Annotated in this window: 19 protein-coding genes; 12 read left to right on the forward strand and 7 right to left on the reverse strand. The window is 65.7% G+C overall.

All coding sequences use genetic code 11. The annotated features are described in order from the left end of the window. Positions 1-5 precede the first annotated feature (5 nt). The 4 genes from Q9316_RS18145 (at position 6) to trmD (ending at position 2,167) form a co-directional block, all read left to right on the forward strand. A complete protein-coding gene (locus tag Q9316_RS18145) occupies positions 6-329 on the forward strand; it encodes a chorismate mutase (protein ID WP_306032961.1) in 324 nt (107 codons plus the stop codon). Between the two features lie 33 nt (positions 330-362). Then, positions 363-728, forward strand: coding sequence for a 30S ribosomal protein S16 (gene rpsP / locus Q9316_RS18150; protein WP_306032962.1), 366 nt, complete (start codon positions 363-365; stop codon positions 726-728). Between the two features lie 166 nt (positions 729-894). Continuing rightward, on the forward strand, positions 895-1,470 hold the full coding sequence (gene rimM / locus Q9316_RS18155; protein WP_306032963.1) for a ribosome maturation factor RimM: 576 nt from the start codon (positions 895-897) through the stop codon (positions 1,468-1,470). A gap of 1 nt (position 1,471) precedes the next feature. Continuing rightward, entirely contained in the window at positions 1,472-2,167 is a 696-nt protein-coding gene (trmD, locus tag Q9316_RS18160; protein ID WP_306032964.1) for a tRNA (guanosine(37)-N1)-methyltransferase TrmD, read from the forward strand. Here trmD and Q9316_RS18165 read toward each other — a convergent pair. Then, positions 2,149-2,895: a sulfite exporter TauE/SafE family protein gene (locus Q9316_RS18165; RefSeq protein ID WP_306032965.1), complete on the reverse strand. Its 747-nt coding sequence runs from the start codon at positions 2,893-2,895 to the stop codon at positions 2,149-2,151. The two genes, trmD and Q9316_RS18165, sit on opposite strands and share 19 nt — an antisense overlap. Positions 2,896-3,198: 303 nt before the next feature. On the opposite strand from Q9316_RS18165, the gene rplS reads away from it, so the two are divergent. The 6 genes from rplS (at position 3,199) to Q9316_RS18195 (ending at position 7,744) form a co-directional block, all read left to right on the forward strand. Further along, positions 3,199-3,741, forward strand: a complete 543-nt coding sequence (gene rplS, locus Q9316_RS18170; RefSeq protein ID WP_306035353.1) for a 50S ribosomal protein L19 — start codon at positions 3,199-3,201, stop codon at positions 3,739-3,741. 148 nt (positions 3,742-3,889) lie between these two features. Next, a complete protein-coding gene (locus Q9316_RS18175) occupies positions 3,890-4,687 on the forward strand; it encodes a basic amino acid ABC transporter substrate-binding protein (protein ID WP_306032966.1) in 798 nt (265 codons plus the stop codon). Between the two features lie 9 nt (positions 4,688-4,696). Beyond that, positions 4,697-5,512: an amino acid ABC transporter permease gene (locus Q9316_RS18180; RefSeq protein WP_306032967.1), complete on the forward strand. Its 816-nt coding sequence runs from the start codon at positions 4,697-4,699 to the stop codon at positions 5,510-5,512. Between the two features lie 3 nt (positions 5,513-5,515). Then, entirely contained in the window at positions 5,516-5,674 is a 159-nt protein-coding gene (locus Q9316_RS18185) for a hypothetical protein (protein WP_306035388.1), read from the forward strand. Between the two features lie 74 nt (positions 5,675-5,748). Then, positions 5,749-7,158 (forward strand): 3-isopropylmalate dehydratase large subunit, encoded by a 1,410-nt coding sequence (leuC, locus tag Q9316_RS18190; RefSeq protein ID WP_306032968.1) that lies wholly within the window; start codon positions 5,749-5,751, stop codon positions 7,156-7,158. A gap of 73 nt (positions 7,159-7,231) precedes the next feature. Then, complete coding sequence (locus Q9316_RS18195) at positions 7,232-7,744, forward strand: SixA phosphatase family protein (protein WP_306032969.1); 513 nt, start codon at positions 7,232-7,234, stop codon at positions 7,742-7,744. Positions 7,745-7,795: 51 nt separating this feature from the next. Here the strand turns inward: Q9316_RS18195 and Q9316_RS18200 are convergent, their stop codons facing one another. Further along, positions 7,796-8,626, reverse strand: a complete 831-nt coding sequence (locus Q9316_RS18200; protein WP_306032970.1) for an aldo/keto reductase — start codon at positions 8,624-8,626, stop codon at positions 7,796-7,798. A gap of 132 nt (positions 8,627-8,758) precedes the next feature. Continuing rightward, the gene (locus Q9316_RS18205) at positions 8,759-9,304 is read right to left on the reverse strand and encodes a L,D-transpeptidase family protein (RefSeq protein WP_306032971.1); all 546 of its coding nucleotides are present in this window, start codon (positions 9,302-9,304) and stop codon (positions 8,759-8,761) included. A 110-nt stretch (positions 9,305-9,414) separates the two neighbouring features. On the opposite strand from Q9316_RS18205, the gene Q9316_RS18210 reads away from it, so the two are divergent. Both Q9316_RS18210 and Q9316_RS18215 read left to right on the forward strand, forming a co-directional pair. Further along, entirely contained in the window at positions 9,415-10,098 is a 684-nt protein-coding gene (locus tag Q9316_RS18210) for a response regulator transcription factor (protein WP_306032972.1), read from the forward strand. A gap of 31 nt (positions 10,099-10,129) precedes the next feature. Next, positions 10,130-10,585 carry a cyclic nucleotide-binding domain-containing protein gene (locus Q9316_RS18215; protein WP_306032973.1) on the forward strand — a complete coding sequence of 152 codons (456 nt, stop codon included), beginning with the start codon at positions 10,130-10,132 and terminating at the stop codon, positions 10,583-10,585. Between the two features lie 20 nt (positions 10,586-10,605). Here Q9316_RS18215 and Q9316_RS18220 read toward each other — a convergent pair whose 3' ends face one another. From Q9316_RS18220 to Q9316_RS18235, 4 genes are all read right to left on the reverse strand, one after another. Continuing rightward, on the reverse strand, positions 10,606-11,412 hold the full coding sequence (locus Q9316_RS18220) for an exodeoxyribonuclease III (protein WP_306032974.1): 807 nt from the start codon (positions 11,410-11,412) through the stop codon (positions 10,606-10,608). Positions 11,413-11,488: 76 nt separating this feature from the next. After that, a complete protein-coding gene (locus tag Q9316_RS18225) occupies positions 11,489-12,163 on the reverse strand; it encodes an outer membrane lipoprotein carrier protein LolA (RefSeq protein WP_306032975.1) in 675 nt (224 codons plus the stop codon). 97 nt (positions 12,164-12,260) lie between these two features. After that, positions 12,261-14,933 (reverse strand): DNA translocase FtsK, encoded by a 2,673-nt coding sequence (locus Q9316_RS18230; protein WP_306032976.1) that lies wholly within the window; start codon positions 14,931-14,933, stop codon positions 12,261-12,263. Between the two features lie 239 nt (positions 14,934-15,172). Further along, positions 15,173-16,534, reverse strand: coding sequence for an ammonium transporter (locus Q9316_RS18235; RefSeq protein ID WP_306032977.1), 1,362 nt, complete (start codon positions 16,532-16,534; stop codon positions 15,173-15,175). Between the last annotated feature and the right edge of the window lie 10 nt (positions 16,535-16,544).

Here is a 16,544-nt window from a genome sequence, read left to right on the forward strand (position 1 = left end):
GAGGCATGACGATCGATCCGAAGGTCAAGCATCAACTGGGGGAATACCGGCAGTCGATCGACAATATCGACGCTGCCCTCGTGCATATGCTCGCCGAGCGCTTCCGCTGCACCAAGGCGGTGGGCGTGCTGAAGGCGACGCATGAACTGCCGCCGGCCGATCCGGCGCGCGAGGAATACCAGATCGAGCGCCTTCGCCGCCTGGCGAAGGATGCCAATCTGGATCCGGATTTCGCGGAGAAGTTCCTGAACTTCATCATCCGCGAGGTGATCCGGCACCATGAAGCCATTGCTGCCGAACATGGCGGCGCAAACCAGAATACCGCTTGAACGAGCGGTCCCTAGATCTCAAGGAGAAATGACATGGCACTGAAAATTCGTCTCGCCCGCGGTGGCTCCAAGAAGCGCCCGTACTACCAGATCGTCGTTGCCGACGCCCGTTCGCCGCGCGACGGCCGCTTCCTGGAAAAGCTCGGTTCCTGGAACCCGATGCTCGGCAAGGACGACGCCAACCGCGTGCAGATCGACGCCGACCGCGCCAAGGAATGGCTCGCCAAGGGCGCCCAGCCGACCGACCGCGTCACCCGCTTCCTCGATGAGGCCGGCGTCCTGAAGCGCGACGCCCGCAACAACCCGGAAAAGGCGAAGCCGGGCAAGAAGGCGCTGGAACGCGCCGCCGAGAAGAAGCAGAAGGAAGAAGACGCCGCTGCTGCCGCCGCTGGCGAATAATCGACTGCGACACCATCTTGAAGCGGGCGGCGTGTTTCATGCCGCCCGTTTTTGTTTTATCCGACACAATTCCGGACGCAGGCCGCTGCACGCTTTTGCTGGAATTGCTCTAGGAGCCTTGGCGCGGACGTCGTAAGAGGCTTCATCGAACGCACGGAACCGAGCCATGCTGAAACTGGAAAACCCCGTCCTCATGGGCAGCGTCGGCGCAGCGCAGGGCCTGCGCGGCGAGGTCCGCGTGAAGTCCTACACCATCGACCCGACGGCGATCGGCGACTACGGACATCTCCACACCGAGGACGGCCGGTCCTTCGAGGTGCTGGAGATCCGCGAGGCGAAGAACGTCGTCGTCGTGCGCTTCCGCGGCATCAACGACCGCAACGCCGCCGAGGCGCTGAACGGCCTCGACCTCTATATCGAGCGCGACAACCTGCCGGACGAGGAGCTGGACGAGGACGAGTTCTTCTATGCCGACCTCGAAGGGCTGGAGGCGGTCGACACGGCCGGGCGCAGCCACGGCAAGGTGACCGGCATCTTCGATTTCGGCGCGGGCGATCTCCTGGAACTCAAGGGGCCGGGCAAGCGGCCCGTGCTAATCCCCTTCTCCGAGGCCGCCGTGCTGGAGATCGACCTCGAAGGCGGGCGCCTGCTGATCGACGCGGTCGCCGCCGGCCTGGAGGAAGAGGAGAAGGACGGCCCCGGCAGCCGGCGCCGCCGTCCGCCGCAGGGCGAGGGGGAATGACGTGGCTTTCCGCGCCACCATCCTGACGCTCTACCCGGAGATGTTTCCGGGCTTTCTCGGCCAGTCCCTCTCCGGCAAGGCGCTGGCGCGCGGCGACTGGTCGCTGGATTGCGTGCAGATCCGCGATTTCACCACCGACCGCCACCGCACCGTCGACGACACGCCGGCCGGCGGCGGCGCCGGCATGGTGCTGAAGCCCGACGTGCTGGCGCGCGCCATCGACCACGCCTCCGACGGCGACACCCGCCCGCGCCTGCTGATGAGCCCGCGCGGCAAGCCGCTGACGCAGCAGCGCGTGCGCGAGCTTGCGGCCGGTGACGGCGCCATCGTCGTCTGCGGCCGCTTCGAGGGCGTCGACCAGCGCGTCATCGACGGCCGACAGCTCGAAGAGGTCTCGATCGGCGACTACATCCTCTCCGGCGGCGAGCCGGCGGCGATGATCCTCATCGACGCCATCGTGCGCATCCTGCCCGGCGTGATGGGCAATGCTTTGTCCGGCGAGCACGAGAGCTTCGAGGGCGGGCTCCTGGAGCATCCGCACTATACGCGCCCGCAGGTCTGGGAAGGCCTGGAGATCCCCGGCGTGCTCACCTCCGGCCACCACGCCGCCATCGAGACATGGCGCCGGGAGGAAGCCGAAAAGCTGACGCGCGAGCGCCGGCCGGACCTCCTCGCCGCTCAGCCCGTCAGGAAATAATAGGCCGTCAGCGCAAGGCCGACCGCGACCACGAGGCCGCGGATCACCGGCTGCGGCACGCGCCGTGCCGCCCAGACGCCGGAATATCCGCCGAGCGCCGCCGCCGGTACCATGACGGCGGCCTGCGGCCAGCCGACCACATTTCCGCTGGCGAAGACGACGATTGCCATGCCGGCGATCACCACGGCGAGGAAGTTCTTCAGCGCATTCAGGCGGTGGTAGTCGCCGCCCTTGGTGAGGCCGAGCACGGCAAGGGTCATGATGCCCATGCCAGCGCCGAAAAAGCCGCCATAGATCGAGGTGACGAACTGGCCGGCAAGGCCGAGCGGCGTGATCGGCTTTTCCGGGCTCAACGTCTTGGGTTTTAGGTAGGGCCCGGCGGCGAAGATCGCGGTGGCGGCGAGCAACAGCCAGGGCACCAGCGCGCGGAAGGACGGGTTGGAGAGCGAAAGCAGGAGCAGCGCGCCGGCAAGCCCGCCGACCAGCGAGAGCACGCCGAGCAGCGCCGCCTCCTTCCAGTCCGCCCGGATCTCCTTCGCATAGGCGAGCGAGGACGTCACGTAGCCGGGAAACTGCGTGATCGAGGAGGTGGCGTTGGCGACGATCGGCGGCAGGCCGGTCAGCGTCATCGCGCCGAAGGTGAGGAAGGTGCCGCCGCCGGCAATGGCATTCACCACGCCGGAAAGAAAACCGGCAACGACCAGCAGAACGGTATCAGCAAACGTCATGATATCCCCATGGGCCGCCCCGCAAAGCGGCGGCCTTCTCCTCTCAAGGGTGATATCGTGGTGCCGGAGGTCCGGCAAGGCCCGAAAAACCGCCATTCCCGTGCCGATTCTTTTGCGCTCGGGGATGACAAGCGGGTTCGATTGGTGTATTGGCCCGCACGGATTTGGGATTATCCCGCCGACCTGCAATCAAAGAATGGCGAATCCGCTCCGCCCGGCAACGGGCTAACCTTTCAAGGCATGCCCCTGCAAGGTGACCGTAGAGCGCTCTGGCTGTTTCAGAATAACCAGAAGGTTAGACCGATGAACATCATCCAGCAGCTCGAAGCCGAACAGGCCGCGAAGATCGAAGCCAAGCGCACCCTCCCGGAATTCGCCCCGGGCGACACCGTGCGCGTCAACGTCCGCGTGACGGAAGGTTCGCGTACCCGCGTACAGGCTTATGAAGGCGTCTGCATCGCCCGCTCGGGTGGCGGCATCAACGAGAGCTTCACCGTCCGCAAGATCTCCTACGGCGAAGGCGTCGAGCGCGTATTCCCGGTTTACTCGCCGCTCGTCGAAGGCGTCGAAGTCGTCCGCCGCGGTAAGGTCCGCCGCGCCAAGCTCTACTACCTGCGCGATCGTCGCGGCAAGTCGGCTCGTATCGTCGAGAACACCGGCACGCGCGCCCGCAAGCTGAACGACGCCGAGCGTCAGGCCATTGCCGACGAGAAGGCACGCCTCGAGGCCGAGAAGGTCGCAGCAGCCCAGGCACTCGCCGCTGAAAAGGCCGCAGCAGAAGCCGCCGAAAAGGCAGCCGCCGCAGAAGCCGAAGCCGCGAAGGCTGCAGAAGCCGCCGCCGAATAATCGGCAGCGCATTCACTTGATCGAAGCCGTCGGCCATGGCCGGCGGCTTTTTTGTTTTACGGAAAAGCGATTGCGCGCAAGCCGCATGCTTGCTTGCCTGCCTGAACCTGTGACAGTGTTCCGCCGCCACAATTCAGGAGCATATTTCATGTTTTCCCGCCGCGCCGTTCTTGCAGGCCTTGCCGCCGCCGCCCTCATGCCCGTCGTCGCCTTCGCTTCGGACCTTCCCGACCTCGGCGGCAAGGCCGTCGTCGTCGTCACGGAAAACGCCTACCCGCCGCTGCAATTCGTCGATCCCAAGTCGGGCGAGCAGATCGGCTGGGAATACGACGCGATGAACGAGATCGCCAAGCGCCTGAATTTCAAGGTGGAGTACCAGAACGCCAGCTGGGACGCGATGATCCAGGCCGTCTCCGACAACCAGTACAACATCGGCATGACCGGCATCACCATCAAGGACGACCGCAAGGAGAAGGTCGATTTCTCCGACCCCTACATGCGCTCGCAGCAGTTCATGCTGGTGCGCGGCGATGAAAGCCGCTTCACCGACGCCAAGAGCTTCGCCGCCCTCGAGGACGGCCTGATCGCCGCCCAGCCGGGCACCTCGCCCTTCTACACCGCAGTCTACGAGATTCTCGACGGCAACGAGCAGAACCCGCGCATCAAGCTGTTCGAGACCTTCGGCGCGACCGTGCAGGCGCTGCAGGCCGGCGACGTCGACCTGGTGCTCACCGACAGCGTGGCGGCCAAGGGCTATGTCGACGGCTCGAACGGCAAGCTCAAGGTGGTCGGCGGGCCGCTCGGCACGGAGGATTTCGGCTTCATCTTCCCGAAGGGCTCCGAGCTCGTCGCGCCGGTCAACGCCGCCATCGCCGCGCTGAAGGCCGACGGGACGCTCGACGCGCTCAACAAGAAGTGGTTCCTCGACTACAAGATGGATCAGTAGCGGGCGGCCATGGCTCTCGCTTCCCCGGGCGCGGGCAAGGACGACTACCCCTGGTGGCTGGTCGCGCTTACCGCCATCGCGCTGGCGCTTGCCGGCGTGATCGTCGCCAACGATATCTACGCGCAGGTGTTCAGCGTCGTGCTGAAGGGGCTCTGGGTCACGATCTTCGTGACCCTGGTCGCCTTCCTGCTCGCCACGCTGCTCGGCCTCGGCGTGGCGCTGATGGCGCTTTCCGAAAGCAAGGTGCTGCGCCAGATCGCCCGTTTCTACACGGAGGTCATCCGTGGTGTGCCGATCCTCGTCCTCTTGTTCTACATCGCCTTCGTCGGCGCGCCGGCGCTGGTGGCGGCGATCAATTTCGTGATCGGCCCGCTCGTTGCGGCCGGCACCGTGGACCCCATGCAGGTGCGCGATCTCTCGCTCATGTGGCGGGCGATCATCGCGCTGATGATCGGCTATTCCGCCTTCATCGCCGAGGTTTTCCGCGCCGGCATCCAGTCGGTGGACAAGGGGCAGATCGAGGCGGCCAAGGCGCTCGGCCTTTCGCGCTTCCAGCGCTTCCGCCTCGTCGTCTTTCCGCAGGCCGTGCGCGTCATCCTGCCGCCGCTCGGCAACGATTTCGTGGCGATGGTGAAGGATTCATCGCTCGTCTCCGTGCTCGGCGTCGCCGACGTCACGCAGATGGGCAAGGTCTACGCTTCGGGCTCGTTCCGCTTCTTCGAGACCTATTCCATCGTCGCCTATGTCTACCTGATGCTGACCATCGGCCTGTCGCTCGGCCTCAGGGCGTTGGAGAAGCGGCTGCGCCGCGGCACGACTGCCTGATTCTTGGCGATTGCCGAAGCCGCGAAAAATCGTTATATGCGGGCCATGGAATCCAAGTTCGGATGCACGGAAAAGCATGTCGTCGTGCTGCAGGATCACAAGCGCCTGCCGGCACGCTTCTTTGCGCGTGTCTTCGGGGCGCTCATCAGCCGTCTAGGCTGATCGTTTCCGACCCCGCAAGCCCGCATGCTTGCCGATTTCCTGTACCCCTCAACATGCCAAGCGGATGAAGAGCCATGAGCGCACCCCGGACCCTCTACGACAAGATTTTCGACGACCACATCGTCAGCCGCCAGGAAGACGGTACCTGTCTTCTCTACATCGACCGTCACCTCGTCCATGAAGTGACGTCGCCCCAGGCTTTCGAGGGCCTGCGCATGGCCGGCCGCAAGGTCCGCGCGCCGGAAAAGACGCTCGCCGTCGTCGACCACAACGTTCCCACCTCGCCGGATCGCCACCAGGGCATCAAGAACGAGGAAAGCCGCATCCAGGTCGAGGCGCTCGCCAACAATGCCGCGGAATTCGGCGTCGAATACTATTCCGAAAAGGACGTGCGCCAGGGCATCGTGCACATCGTCGGCCCGGAGCAGGGCTTCACCCTGCCCGGCATGACCATCGTGTGCGGTGACAGCCACACCTCCACGCACGGCGCCTTCGGCGCGCTGGCGCACGGCATCGGCACGTCGGAAGTCGAGCACGTCCTCGCCACCCAGACGCTGATCCAGAAGAAGGCGAAGAACATGCTGGTGCGCGTCGACGGGAAGCTTCCCGAAGGCGTCACCGCCAAGGACATCATCCTCGCCATCATCGGCGAGATCGGCACGGCCGGCGGCACCGGCCACGTCATCGAGTTCGCCGGCGAGGCGATCCGCTCGCTGTCGATGGAAGGCCGCATGACGATCTGCAACATGACGATCGAAGGCGGCGCCCGCGCCGGCCTCATCGCGCCCGACGAGACGACCTTCGAATACATCAAGGACAAGCCGCGCGCCCCCAAGGGCAAGGCGCTGGAAATGGCGCTCGACTACTGGAAGACGCTCTACACGGAAGAAGGCGCGCATTTCGACCGCGTCGTCGTGCTCGACGCCGCCAACCTGCCGCCGATCGTCTCCTGGGGCTCCTCGCCGGAGGACGTCGTCTCCGTCGAAGGCATCGTGCCGAACCCTGACGATATCGAGGACGAGACCAAGCGCTCCTCCAAGTGGCGCGCGCTCGATTATATGGGCCTGAAGCCGGGCACGAAGATCACCGACATCGCCATCGACCGCGTCTTCATCGGCTCGTGCACCAACGGCCGCATCGAGGACCTGCGCGCCGTCGCCGCCGTCGTGGAAGGCAGGAAGGTCGCTTCCACCGTCAACGCCATGATCGTTCCGGGCTCCGGCCTCGTGAAGGAACAGGCGGAGAAGGAAGGCCTCGACGCCATCTTCAAGGAAGCGGGCTTCGACTGGCGCGAGCCGGGCTGCTCCATGTGCCTTGCGATGAACGACGACCGCCTGAAGCCGGGCGAGCGCTGCGCTTCCACTTCGAACCGCAATTTCGAGGGCCGCCAGGGCTTCAAGGGCCGCACGCATCTCGTGTCGCCGGCAATGGCCGCCGCCGCGGCGATTGCCGGCCATTTCGTCGATATCCGCGACTGGCAGTGATCGCGGCCGGCGTGCCGAAAGGATGGAAGGCCGGGGGCAAGCTCCCGGCCTTTTCGTTTTAAGGGAGGTCCCCATGAAACAGCTTCTGCTGCTGCGCCACGCCAAATCCGCCTGGCCTGACGGCGTCGAGGACCACGACCGCCCGCTCGCCCACCGTGGCCGCCGCGATGCCCCGCGCATGGGGGCCTATATGGCAAAAGCGGGCCTTCAGCCGGATTTCGCGCTGGTCTCCTCCGCCCGTCGCACGCAGGAAAGCTGGGCGCTCGTCGCCCCTGCCCTCGCGGGGCCATGCCCTTCGCGCACCGTGCCCTCGATCTATGAGGCCGCACCTTCGGCCATTCTCGCGGCGATCCGGCAAGCGCCGCAGGACAGCGAAAGGCTTCTCGTCATCGGGCACAATCCGGGCTTCGAGGACCTGGCCGCGCTGCTTGCGCCGGCTGGAGATGCGGATTCGATTAGCCGGCTAAGGACAAAATATCCGACGGCGGGTCTCGCCGTGATCGCCCTCGATATCACGCTCTGGAGCGAGGCTGCGCCGGGCAAGGGCCGGCTTGAGGCCTTCGTCACGCCGAAGACCCTGCCATGAAAAAGGGTGGCCGAAGCCACCCTCTCTAGATTGCGCCCGCAAGAGATGCGCTCAGAACGACGCCGTCATCGGGTCGGGCCCGATGCGCCTGCCGTCCTTTTCGAGGCTGGCGAACGTCTTCATGTCCTCGTCGTCCAGCTTGAAATCGAAGACCTTGAAATTCTCCTCGATGCGCGACGGCGTGACGGACTTCGGGATGACGACCAGCCCGTTGTCGATATGCCAGCGGGTGATGACCTGCGCCGGCGTGCGGCCATGTTTCGCGGCGACCCCGGCGACGACGGGATTGTCCAGCAGCGTGCCCTGGCCGAGCGGGCTCCAGGACTGGGTGACGATCCGGTGCATGTCGTGATAGGTGCGCGCCTCGGTCTGCGGGAAATCCGGATGCAGCTCGATCTGGTTGATTACAGGCGTGATGCCGGTCTCGTCGATCAGCCGCTGCAGGTGCTCGGGATAGAAGTTGGACACGCCGATCGAGCGGGCGCGGCCTTCCTTCTGCAGCTGGATGAAGGCCTTCCAGGTATCGACGAATTGGCCACGCTTCGGCGCGGGCCAGTGGATGAGGTAGAGATCGACATAGTCCGTGCCGAGCCGCCGGAGACTGGTGTCGAAGGCCTTCAGCGTCGGCTCGTATCCCTGGTCGGAATTCCAGAGCTTGGTGGTGAGGAAGATTTCGCCGCGGCTGACGCCGGAGGCGCGGATGCCCTCGCCGACGCCCTGCTCGTTCTCGTAGATCGCGGCCGTATCGATATGGCGATAACCGCCGGACAGCGCCGCCTTGACGGCCGTCACCGCCGTGTCGTTCGGGGTCTGCCAGACGCCGAGCCCCACCTGGGGAATGCTGTTGCCGTCATGAAAGGTGATTGTCGGTTGATCGCTCATCAGAAAAGCTCCCGTGAAAAGAAGGGCGTGCTTGAGCCCGGACGGGCTTCCCGTGCGCCTTGCAGCCCGGCGACGGTCGAGGCTGATATAGGTTTCGAACCGCGCCGTTTCAGCCCGCGCTTCCACAAAATCTCAAAGGACGCGCACGACCGTTCCGCGCCGCATATGGGCAAGAATGCGCAGCATGTCGCGCCGCGCCACCGCGATGCAGCCGGCCGTCGGCTCGTAGCCGGGACGGATGAGGTGGAAGAAGATCGCCGAGCCGGCATGACGACGGCGTGCGGTGACGTTCCAGTCGAGCACGAGGCAGATGTCGTAGAGCGCGTCCTCGCGCTGTATCTCCTCATGGCTCGGCCCGAAGGGTGCGCGCACGAGCCTGTTGTAGCAAGGATGTTTCGGCTCGTCGCACCACAGCATGGAGGGCCGGATGCGCCGGAGCGGCAGGGCCGTCTTCGGCATGGTCACGCGGTCGCCGCGCAGGAAGCCGGAAAGAAGCGGCATGGCGGCGATCGGTGTTGCGCCGTCTCCTTCGCGCTTGCGGCTGGTGCGTCCCGCGCGGCCGATGGCCGCCGGGATGCGCAGCGGCCCGACCTGCACGATGGCGCGGGTCTTCCTGCCCGGCGCAGGGCGCACGAGGATCGTCTTCACGCAATGTTCAGGAGATGTGATCCGCTTCATGTCCGTCCGCCATATTCGCGCCATGCGGCAACTTGATCGGCTAAGCCACAGGCGGGCTTGCCAAAAGCGCCAGTTCCCTTACTTTCCAGAGGAATGCCGAGAGGTAAAGCATGACATCCCGCACCATCCTTCTTGTCGATGACGACAATGACCTCCGCGAGACGCTCGTCGAGCAGCTTTCGCTCTACGAGGAATTCGTAACGCTCGAGGAAACCACGGCCGGCAAGGGCATCCAGACGGCGCGCGCGGGCCAGATCGACCTTCTCATCATGGATGTCGGCCTGCCGGACATGGACGGCCGCGAGGCGGTGAAGCTGCTGCGCAAGGGCGGCTTCAAAGCGCCGATCATCATGCTGACCGGGCACGACACCGATTCGGACACGATCCTCGGGCTCGAAGCCGGCGCCAACGACTATGTGACGAAGCCGTTCCGCTTCGCCGTGCTGCTCGCGCGCATCCGCGCCCAGCTTCGCCAGCACGAGAGCAGCGAGGACGCCACCTTCACCGTCGGCCCCTATTCCTTCAAGCCGGGCCAGAAGCTGCTCACCATGGAAAACGGCCAGAAGATCCGCCTGACCGAGAAGGAGGCGGCGATCATCCGCTACCTCTACCGTGCCGATCAGAAGGTGGTGACGCGCGACGTTCTGCTGGAAGAGGTCTGGGGCTACAATTCGGGCGTGACGACCCACACGCTGGAGACCCACGTCTATCGCCTGCGCCAGAAGATCGAGCGGGACCCTTCCAATGCGGAGATTCTCGTGACAGAGAACGGCGGCTACAAGATCGTACCTTAACGTTCACGAGAATTGCAGGAGACCGCCCGCCGTGGCCCTCAGCGACGACATCGCCCTTCTTTCCCAGGTGCCGCTCTTTGCCGGTCTTGCCGACGACAAGTTGCGCCTGATGGCCTTCGGCGCCGAGCGGCGCCGGCTGGTCGAGGGGCAGACGCTGTTTCGCGAGGGCACCTCGGCCGATTGCGGCTTCGTCATCGCCTATGGCGCCTTCGCCCTGACCTCGACGCTGCGCGACGGCACGACGCGCGACGAGGGCACGGCCGGCGCTGGCACGCTGCTTTCGGAACTGGCGATGATCTCCGCCGTCGAGCGCAAATACACGGCGGTCGCGGTGGAGGACAGCGAGGTCATCCGCATCAACCGCCCGCTCTTCCGCCGCATGCTGGAAGAGTATCCCGACGTCGCGGTTCTCGTCGATGCGCGCATCCGCGAGAACCTCGGCGCGATGATCAGCCAGATGCGCGGCCTTGCCGGCCGCTTCGCCTGACCAGCCTTACCTGACCAGTCTTAGAAGTCGAACTCGGCAATTACCGGCACATGGTCGGACGGCCGTTCCCAGCCGCGCGCCTCGCGGATCACCGCGATGTTGGAAAGATGCGGCTCGAGGTCGGCGGAGGACCAGATATGGTCAAGGCGCCGGCCCTTGTTGGCGGCCACCCAGTCGGCCGAGCGGTAGCTCCACCATGTATAGAGCTTTTCGTGCGCCGGCACCTTGCTACGCATCAAATCGACCCAGGCGCCCTTGGTCATCACGTCGATCAGCCCTTCCGTCTCGATCGGCGTATGGCTGACGATCTTCAAGAGCTGCTTGTGCGACCAGACGTCATGTTCCAGCGGCGCGATGTTGAGGTCGCCGACGAGGATGGAGGAAATGCCGGCCTCGGCTTCGGCATGCAGCAGCTTCATCTCCTCGATGAAATCGAGCTTGTGGCCGAATTTCGCGTTGATCGTGCGGTCCGGCTCGTCGCCGCCGGCCGGCACATAGAAATTGTGCAGGCGGATCGACTTGTTCCGGTGATGGAAGAGTACCGAGACGTGGCGCGCATCGCCGACGCCGCAATAGTCGCGCCGCTCGACGATCTCGGTCAGCGGCAGGCGGGAGATGGTGGCGACGCCGTGATAGCCCTTCTGGCCGTGCATGACGATGTGCTCGTAGCCGAGCGCCTTCAGCGGCTTGGAGGGGAAGAGGTCGTTCGGGCACTTGGTTTCCTGCAGGCACAGGATATCGGGCGAGAAGGTCTTCAGGAAATGCTCGACGAGCGGCATGCGCAGCCGCACGGAGTTGATGTTCCACGTCGCGATCGAAAGTGCCATGCCTGCCCCCGGAAAGTTTCCGGGGGGTCTTAGCGCATGTGTTCCGAAACGGAAACGCCTTTCGTGCCGTCGGCCGTCACTTCGAGCCGCGGTTGCGGATTTCCTCGTAGGGGATCGAGAAGACCTTGTCGTCGAGCGACACGCCCGTCTTGACGTTGAAGATCATGACGGAGGTGTCCTTGCCCTGCGCGTCGGTGATCGTCCACTGGCGCAGATCGTAGGTCTTCGGGTCGAACATCATGGTGATGGTCGAATCGCCGAACATGCTCTTGTCGCCAAGCACGATCGTAGTGAGGTCAGCCTCTTCCTTCACGTTGCGCACCATCTTAGTCGAAAGATCGATCTGGTTGCCGAGCAGGAGGTTCAGCGGCGTCTTGGAGAGCGGATAGATGTCCCAGGTCTTGAGCTTGCGGTTGCCGATGACGACCGACTTGCCGTCGGCGATCACGCGCATCGGCGAGGGATCCTCGTAGTTGAAGCGGATCTTGCCGGGCCGGTTGATGTAGAACTTGCCGCCGGCCTGCTCGCCGCGCGGGCCGAACTGCACGAACTCGCCCATCATGGTCTTCACCGAGGCGAAGTGGTCGGCGATCTTCTGGGCAGTGGCACTCGCCTGGGCAGAGGCGTCGGTCGGCGAGAGCGCCGAAAGGCCGGCCGCCAGGGTGAAAGCCAGAAGGCAGGTGAAGCCGCGGCGGGTGAGCGTTCCGGTCGCGCGGGCGTTTTCGGATCGGATCATGTCAGTCTCCTTCATGCGTTTGTCATGCGGGCCAAACGCGGCGCCATAATGGCATCGGCCCCAGACGCGAGACGTGTCGGTCGAAACGCCGCAGAAGGCGCGGCGTTCCGGGTCATCGTCCCGAAATTTCGTCTTCCGTCGGCACGAGGATCTCGCGCTTTCCGGCGTGGTTGGCGGGGCCGATCAGGCCTTCCTTTTCCATGCGTTCGATCAGCGAGGCGGCGCGGTTGTAGCCGATGCCGAGGCGGCGCTGGATGTAGGAGGTGGATGCCTTGCCGTCACGCAGCACCACGGCCACCGCCTGGTCGTAGGGATCGTCGGAATCGTCGAGATTGGCCGTGCCGGCCGGGCCGCCGCCGCCCTCGCCGTCCTCGTCGTCGTCCTCGGTGATCGCCTCGAGATATTGCGGCGAGCCTTGCGTCTTGAGGTGCGCGACCACGGCCTCGACCTCGCCGTCCGAGACGAACGGCCCGTGCACGCGCTGGATGCGCCCGCCGCCGGCCATGTAGAGCATGTCGCCCATGCCGAGAAGCTGTTCGGCGCCCTGCTCGCCAAGGATCGTGCGGCTGTCGATCTTCGACGTGACCTGGAAGGAGATGCGCGTCGGGAAGTTGGCCTTGATCGTGCCGGTGATGACGTCGACCGAAGGGCGCTGCGTCGCCATGATGACGTGGATGCCCGCCGCGCGCGCCATCTGCGCAAGCCGCTGCACGGCGCCCTCGATGTCCTTGCCGGCGACCATCATCAGGTCGGCCATCTCGTCGATGATCACGACGATATAGGGCATCGGCTGCAGGTCGAATTCTTCCGTCTCATAGATCGCCTCGCCCGTCTGGCGGTCGAAGCCGGTCTGCACGGTGCGGGCGATGGTCTCGCCCTTGGCGAGCGCCTGCTCGACGCGGCTGTTGAAGCCGTCGATATTGCGCACGCCGATCTTCGACATCTTCTTGTAGCGCTCCTCCATCTCGCGCACCGTCCATTTGAGGGCGACGACGGCCTTCTTCGGATCGGTGACGACGGGGGAGAGGAGGTGCGGGATGCCGTCATAGACGGAGAGTTCCAGCATCTTCGGGTCGATCATGATCAGGCGGCACTGCTCCGGCTTCAGGCGGTAGAGCAGCGACAGGATCATGGTGTTGATGGCGACGGACTTGCCCGAGCCAGTGGTGCCGGCGACGAGCAGGTGCGGCATCTTGGCGATGTCGGAAATCACCGGCTCGCCGCCGATCGTCTTGCCGAGCGCCATGGCGAGGCGGGCCTTCGAGGTCTCGAAGTCGCGGCTGGCGATGAGCTCGCGCAGATAGACGGTCTCGCGGCTCTGGTTGGGCAGCTCGATGCCGATGGCGTTGCGGCCGGGCACGACGGCGACGCGGGCGGCGATGGCGCTCATCGAGCGGGCGATGTCATCGGCAAGGCCGATGACGCGGGACGACTTGATGCCGGGCGCCGGCTCCAGCTCGTAGAGCGTGACGACCGGGCCGGGGCGCACATGGATGATCTCGCCCTTGACGCCGAAGTCCTCCAGCACGCCTTCCAGCATGCGGGCATTCTGCTCGAGCGCGTCGGCCGACAGCGTCGTGTCCCGTACCTTGCCCTTCGGCTCGGCGAGAAGATGGATGGGCGGCAACTGGAAACCGTCCGGCCCGACGAAGGAGGTCTGCGCCTCCCGCTCGACGCGCTGGCCGGGCTTCGGCCGTGCGGCCGGGGGCACGACGCGGGCTCCGGCGGCAGGCAGCGGCTGGCGAGCCGGGGCGCGGCGCGGCGCCCAGTCCGCGGCGATGTCGTCCGCGTCGTCATCCGGCAGGATGCCGCTCGGACGGGCCATCGGCTCGCCGTCCATGTCGAAGGGAACGTCGTCGTCGTCGAGCGCGATCGGCGGCACGGAGACCGCGCGGCGGCCCTCCATCGACGGCTCGACGCGCTCGGCCGAGCGCGTGGCGGCGCGGGCGCGCACCGGCTCGTTCAGCGTGCCGAACTCGTCCTCGTTGAAGTCGTAGGGCTGCTCGATGCCGCGCGCCCTGCGGCGCTGGCCGGTGAGGCCGAAGATGCGGCGCACGCGTGCCTGGCCGGTATACCACGCATGGGTCATGGCGCCGGCAAGCACGGTGAGCGGGCCTTCGCGCTCCTCGTCCTCGTCGTCCTCCTCGGCGGCCGCGCGGGCGCGGCTTGCCGCCGGCACCGGCGCATAGTCCTCCTCGTCGTCGATCGCCACGGTGCCGATCAGGCCGGCGGCGAAGACCATCAGCCAGGCGGCCGGCACGGCAAGGATGCAGCCGACGACGGTGGCGAACATGCCGGTCGGGTAGGCGCCGGTGAAGAGCGCCGGAAAGCGCAGGATCATGTCGCCGAAGACGCCGCCGAGCCCCGTCGGCAGCGGCCAGGTGACGGGGCCGGGAATGCAGGCGAGCGCGGCGGAGGCGAGGATCGCGCCGCCGAGCCAGGCGGCCGCGCGCTGCGGTACGCGGTTGAACCGCCGGCCGCTGATCATCGCGATGCCCCAGGCGACCACCGGCAGCAGCGCGATCACGCTGGCAAGGCCGAGGAACTGCATGAAGAGGTCGGCGAAGACGGCGCCGGTATAGCCGAGGATGTTCTTCGGCTCGCCGCCGGAAGCGTAGGAGAGGCTGGGGTCGGAGACATTCCAGGTGGAGAGCGCCGCCACGGCGAGCGCAAGGCTGACGAAGATGCAGAGCCCGGCGAGGATCTGCAGCTGCCGCCAGACGAATGCCGACAGAACGAAGCGGTCGTGACGGTTTTCCAGTCCTGCCGAAATGCTTCTGCTCATGATTACAGCCTACCGTCCACTCAAGGAAAATCGCGACGTCCCGCCCGATTCGCGGAATGTGCCTGACTGTGAACCCTACGAAGGAAGCCTTAATGGCATGTTAACCATGCGGGGGCCGCGCCATAGTTTCTGCGCGGTGGACGAAAAGGGCCCGAACCGAAGTCCGGGCCAAGGGCGGCATGGCGTGCCATGACCGCGACGGGATGCCGGCGACGGCCGGTCCGGCCGCCGCGCGCCGATCAGGAATGATAGGCCGCTTCGCCGTGGGACGAGAGGTCGAGGCCCTCGCGCTCGGCTTCGACGGAGACCCGCAGCCCGACGACGAGGTCGACGACCTTGTAGAGGATCGCCGAGACGACGCCGCACCAGACAATCGTGATGGCGACGGCGGTGAGCTGCGTCATGAACTGCGAGGCGATGGAGAAGTCCTCCCCGCCCGTGCCGCCGAGCGACGGGGCGGTGAGGATGCCGGTGCCGAGCGCGCCGATGAGGCCGCCGACACCATGGACGCCGAAGACGTCGGCCGTGTCGTCATAGCCGAACTTGTTCTTCACGACGGCGACGAAGAAGTAGCAGACCGGCGAGACGATGAGGCCGAGCACGATGGCGCCGAACGGGCCGACCGAGCCGGCGGCCGGGGTGACGGCGACGAGGCCGGCGATCATGCCCGAGGCGGCGCCGAGCAGCGAGGCCTTGCCGCGGGTGAAGGTCTCGACGACCGACCAGGCGAGGATCGCGGCCGCCGTCGCGACGAAGGTGTTGACGGTGGCGAGGACCGCGCCGCCGGACGCTTCGAGGTTGGAGCCGGCATTGAAGCCGAACCAGCCGAACCACAGCATGGCGGCACCGACGAGGGTGAGCGTCATGGAGTGGGGCGCCATCATGTCCTTGCCGAAGCCGGTGCGCTTGCCGACCATGATCGCACCGATGAGGCCGGCGACGCCGGCATTGATGTGCACGACGGTGCCGCCTGCAAAATCGAGCGCGCCCATGTTGAAGATCAGGCCGTTGGCGTCCCACACCATGTGGGCGATCGGGAAATAGACGAAGGTCGCCCAGAGGACCGTGAAGATGAGCACTGCCGAGAATTTGACGCGTTCGGCGAAGGCACCGACGATGAGCGCGGGTGTCAGCGCCGCGAAGGTCATCTGGAACAGCATGAAGATGTATTCCGGGATGACGACGCCGTCGGTGAAAGTCGCGGCCGTGCTATCGACGGTCACGCCGGACAGGAACATCTTGGCGAAGCCGCCGAAATAGGGGCTCGTGGAGCCGCCGAAGGCGAACGAATAGCCGTAGGTGACCCAGACGATCATCATCATGGCGCCGATGACGGTGCACTGCATGAGGACCGACAGCATGTTCTTGGTGCGCACCAGGCCGCCGTAGAAGAGGGCGAGGCCGGGGATCAGCATGAAGAAGACGAGGAGTGTGGCGAGAAACATGAAGGCGGTGTCCGCCTTGTCCGGCACGGGCGCGGCGGCGGCCGCCTCCGTGGCGGCCGGTGCGGTTTCCTGCGCGAAGGCGACGACCGGCGCGAGCAGGGCCGTCGAGGCCGCGGCCAGGCGGGAGAGGCTATTGGTAAGCGTGAATGAAGACATGTTGAAAAGG

Origin of the sequence: Shinella zoogloeoides, assembly GCF_030733845.1 — a bacterium.
GTDB lineage: Bacteria > Pseudomonadota > Alphaproteobacteria > Rhizobiales > Rhizobiaceae > Shinella > Shinella zoogloeoides_C.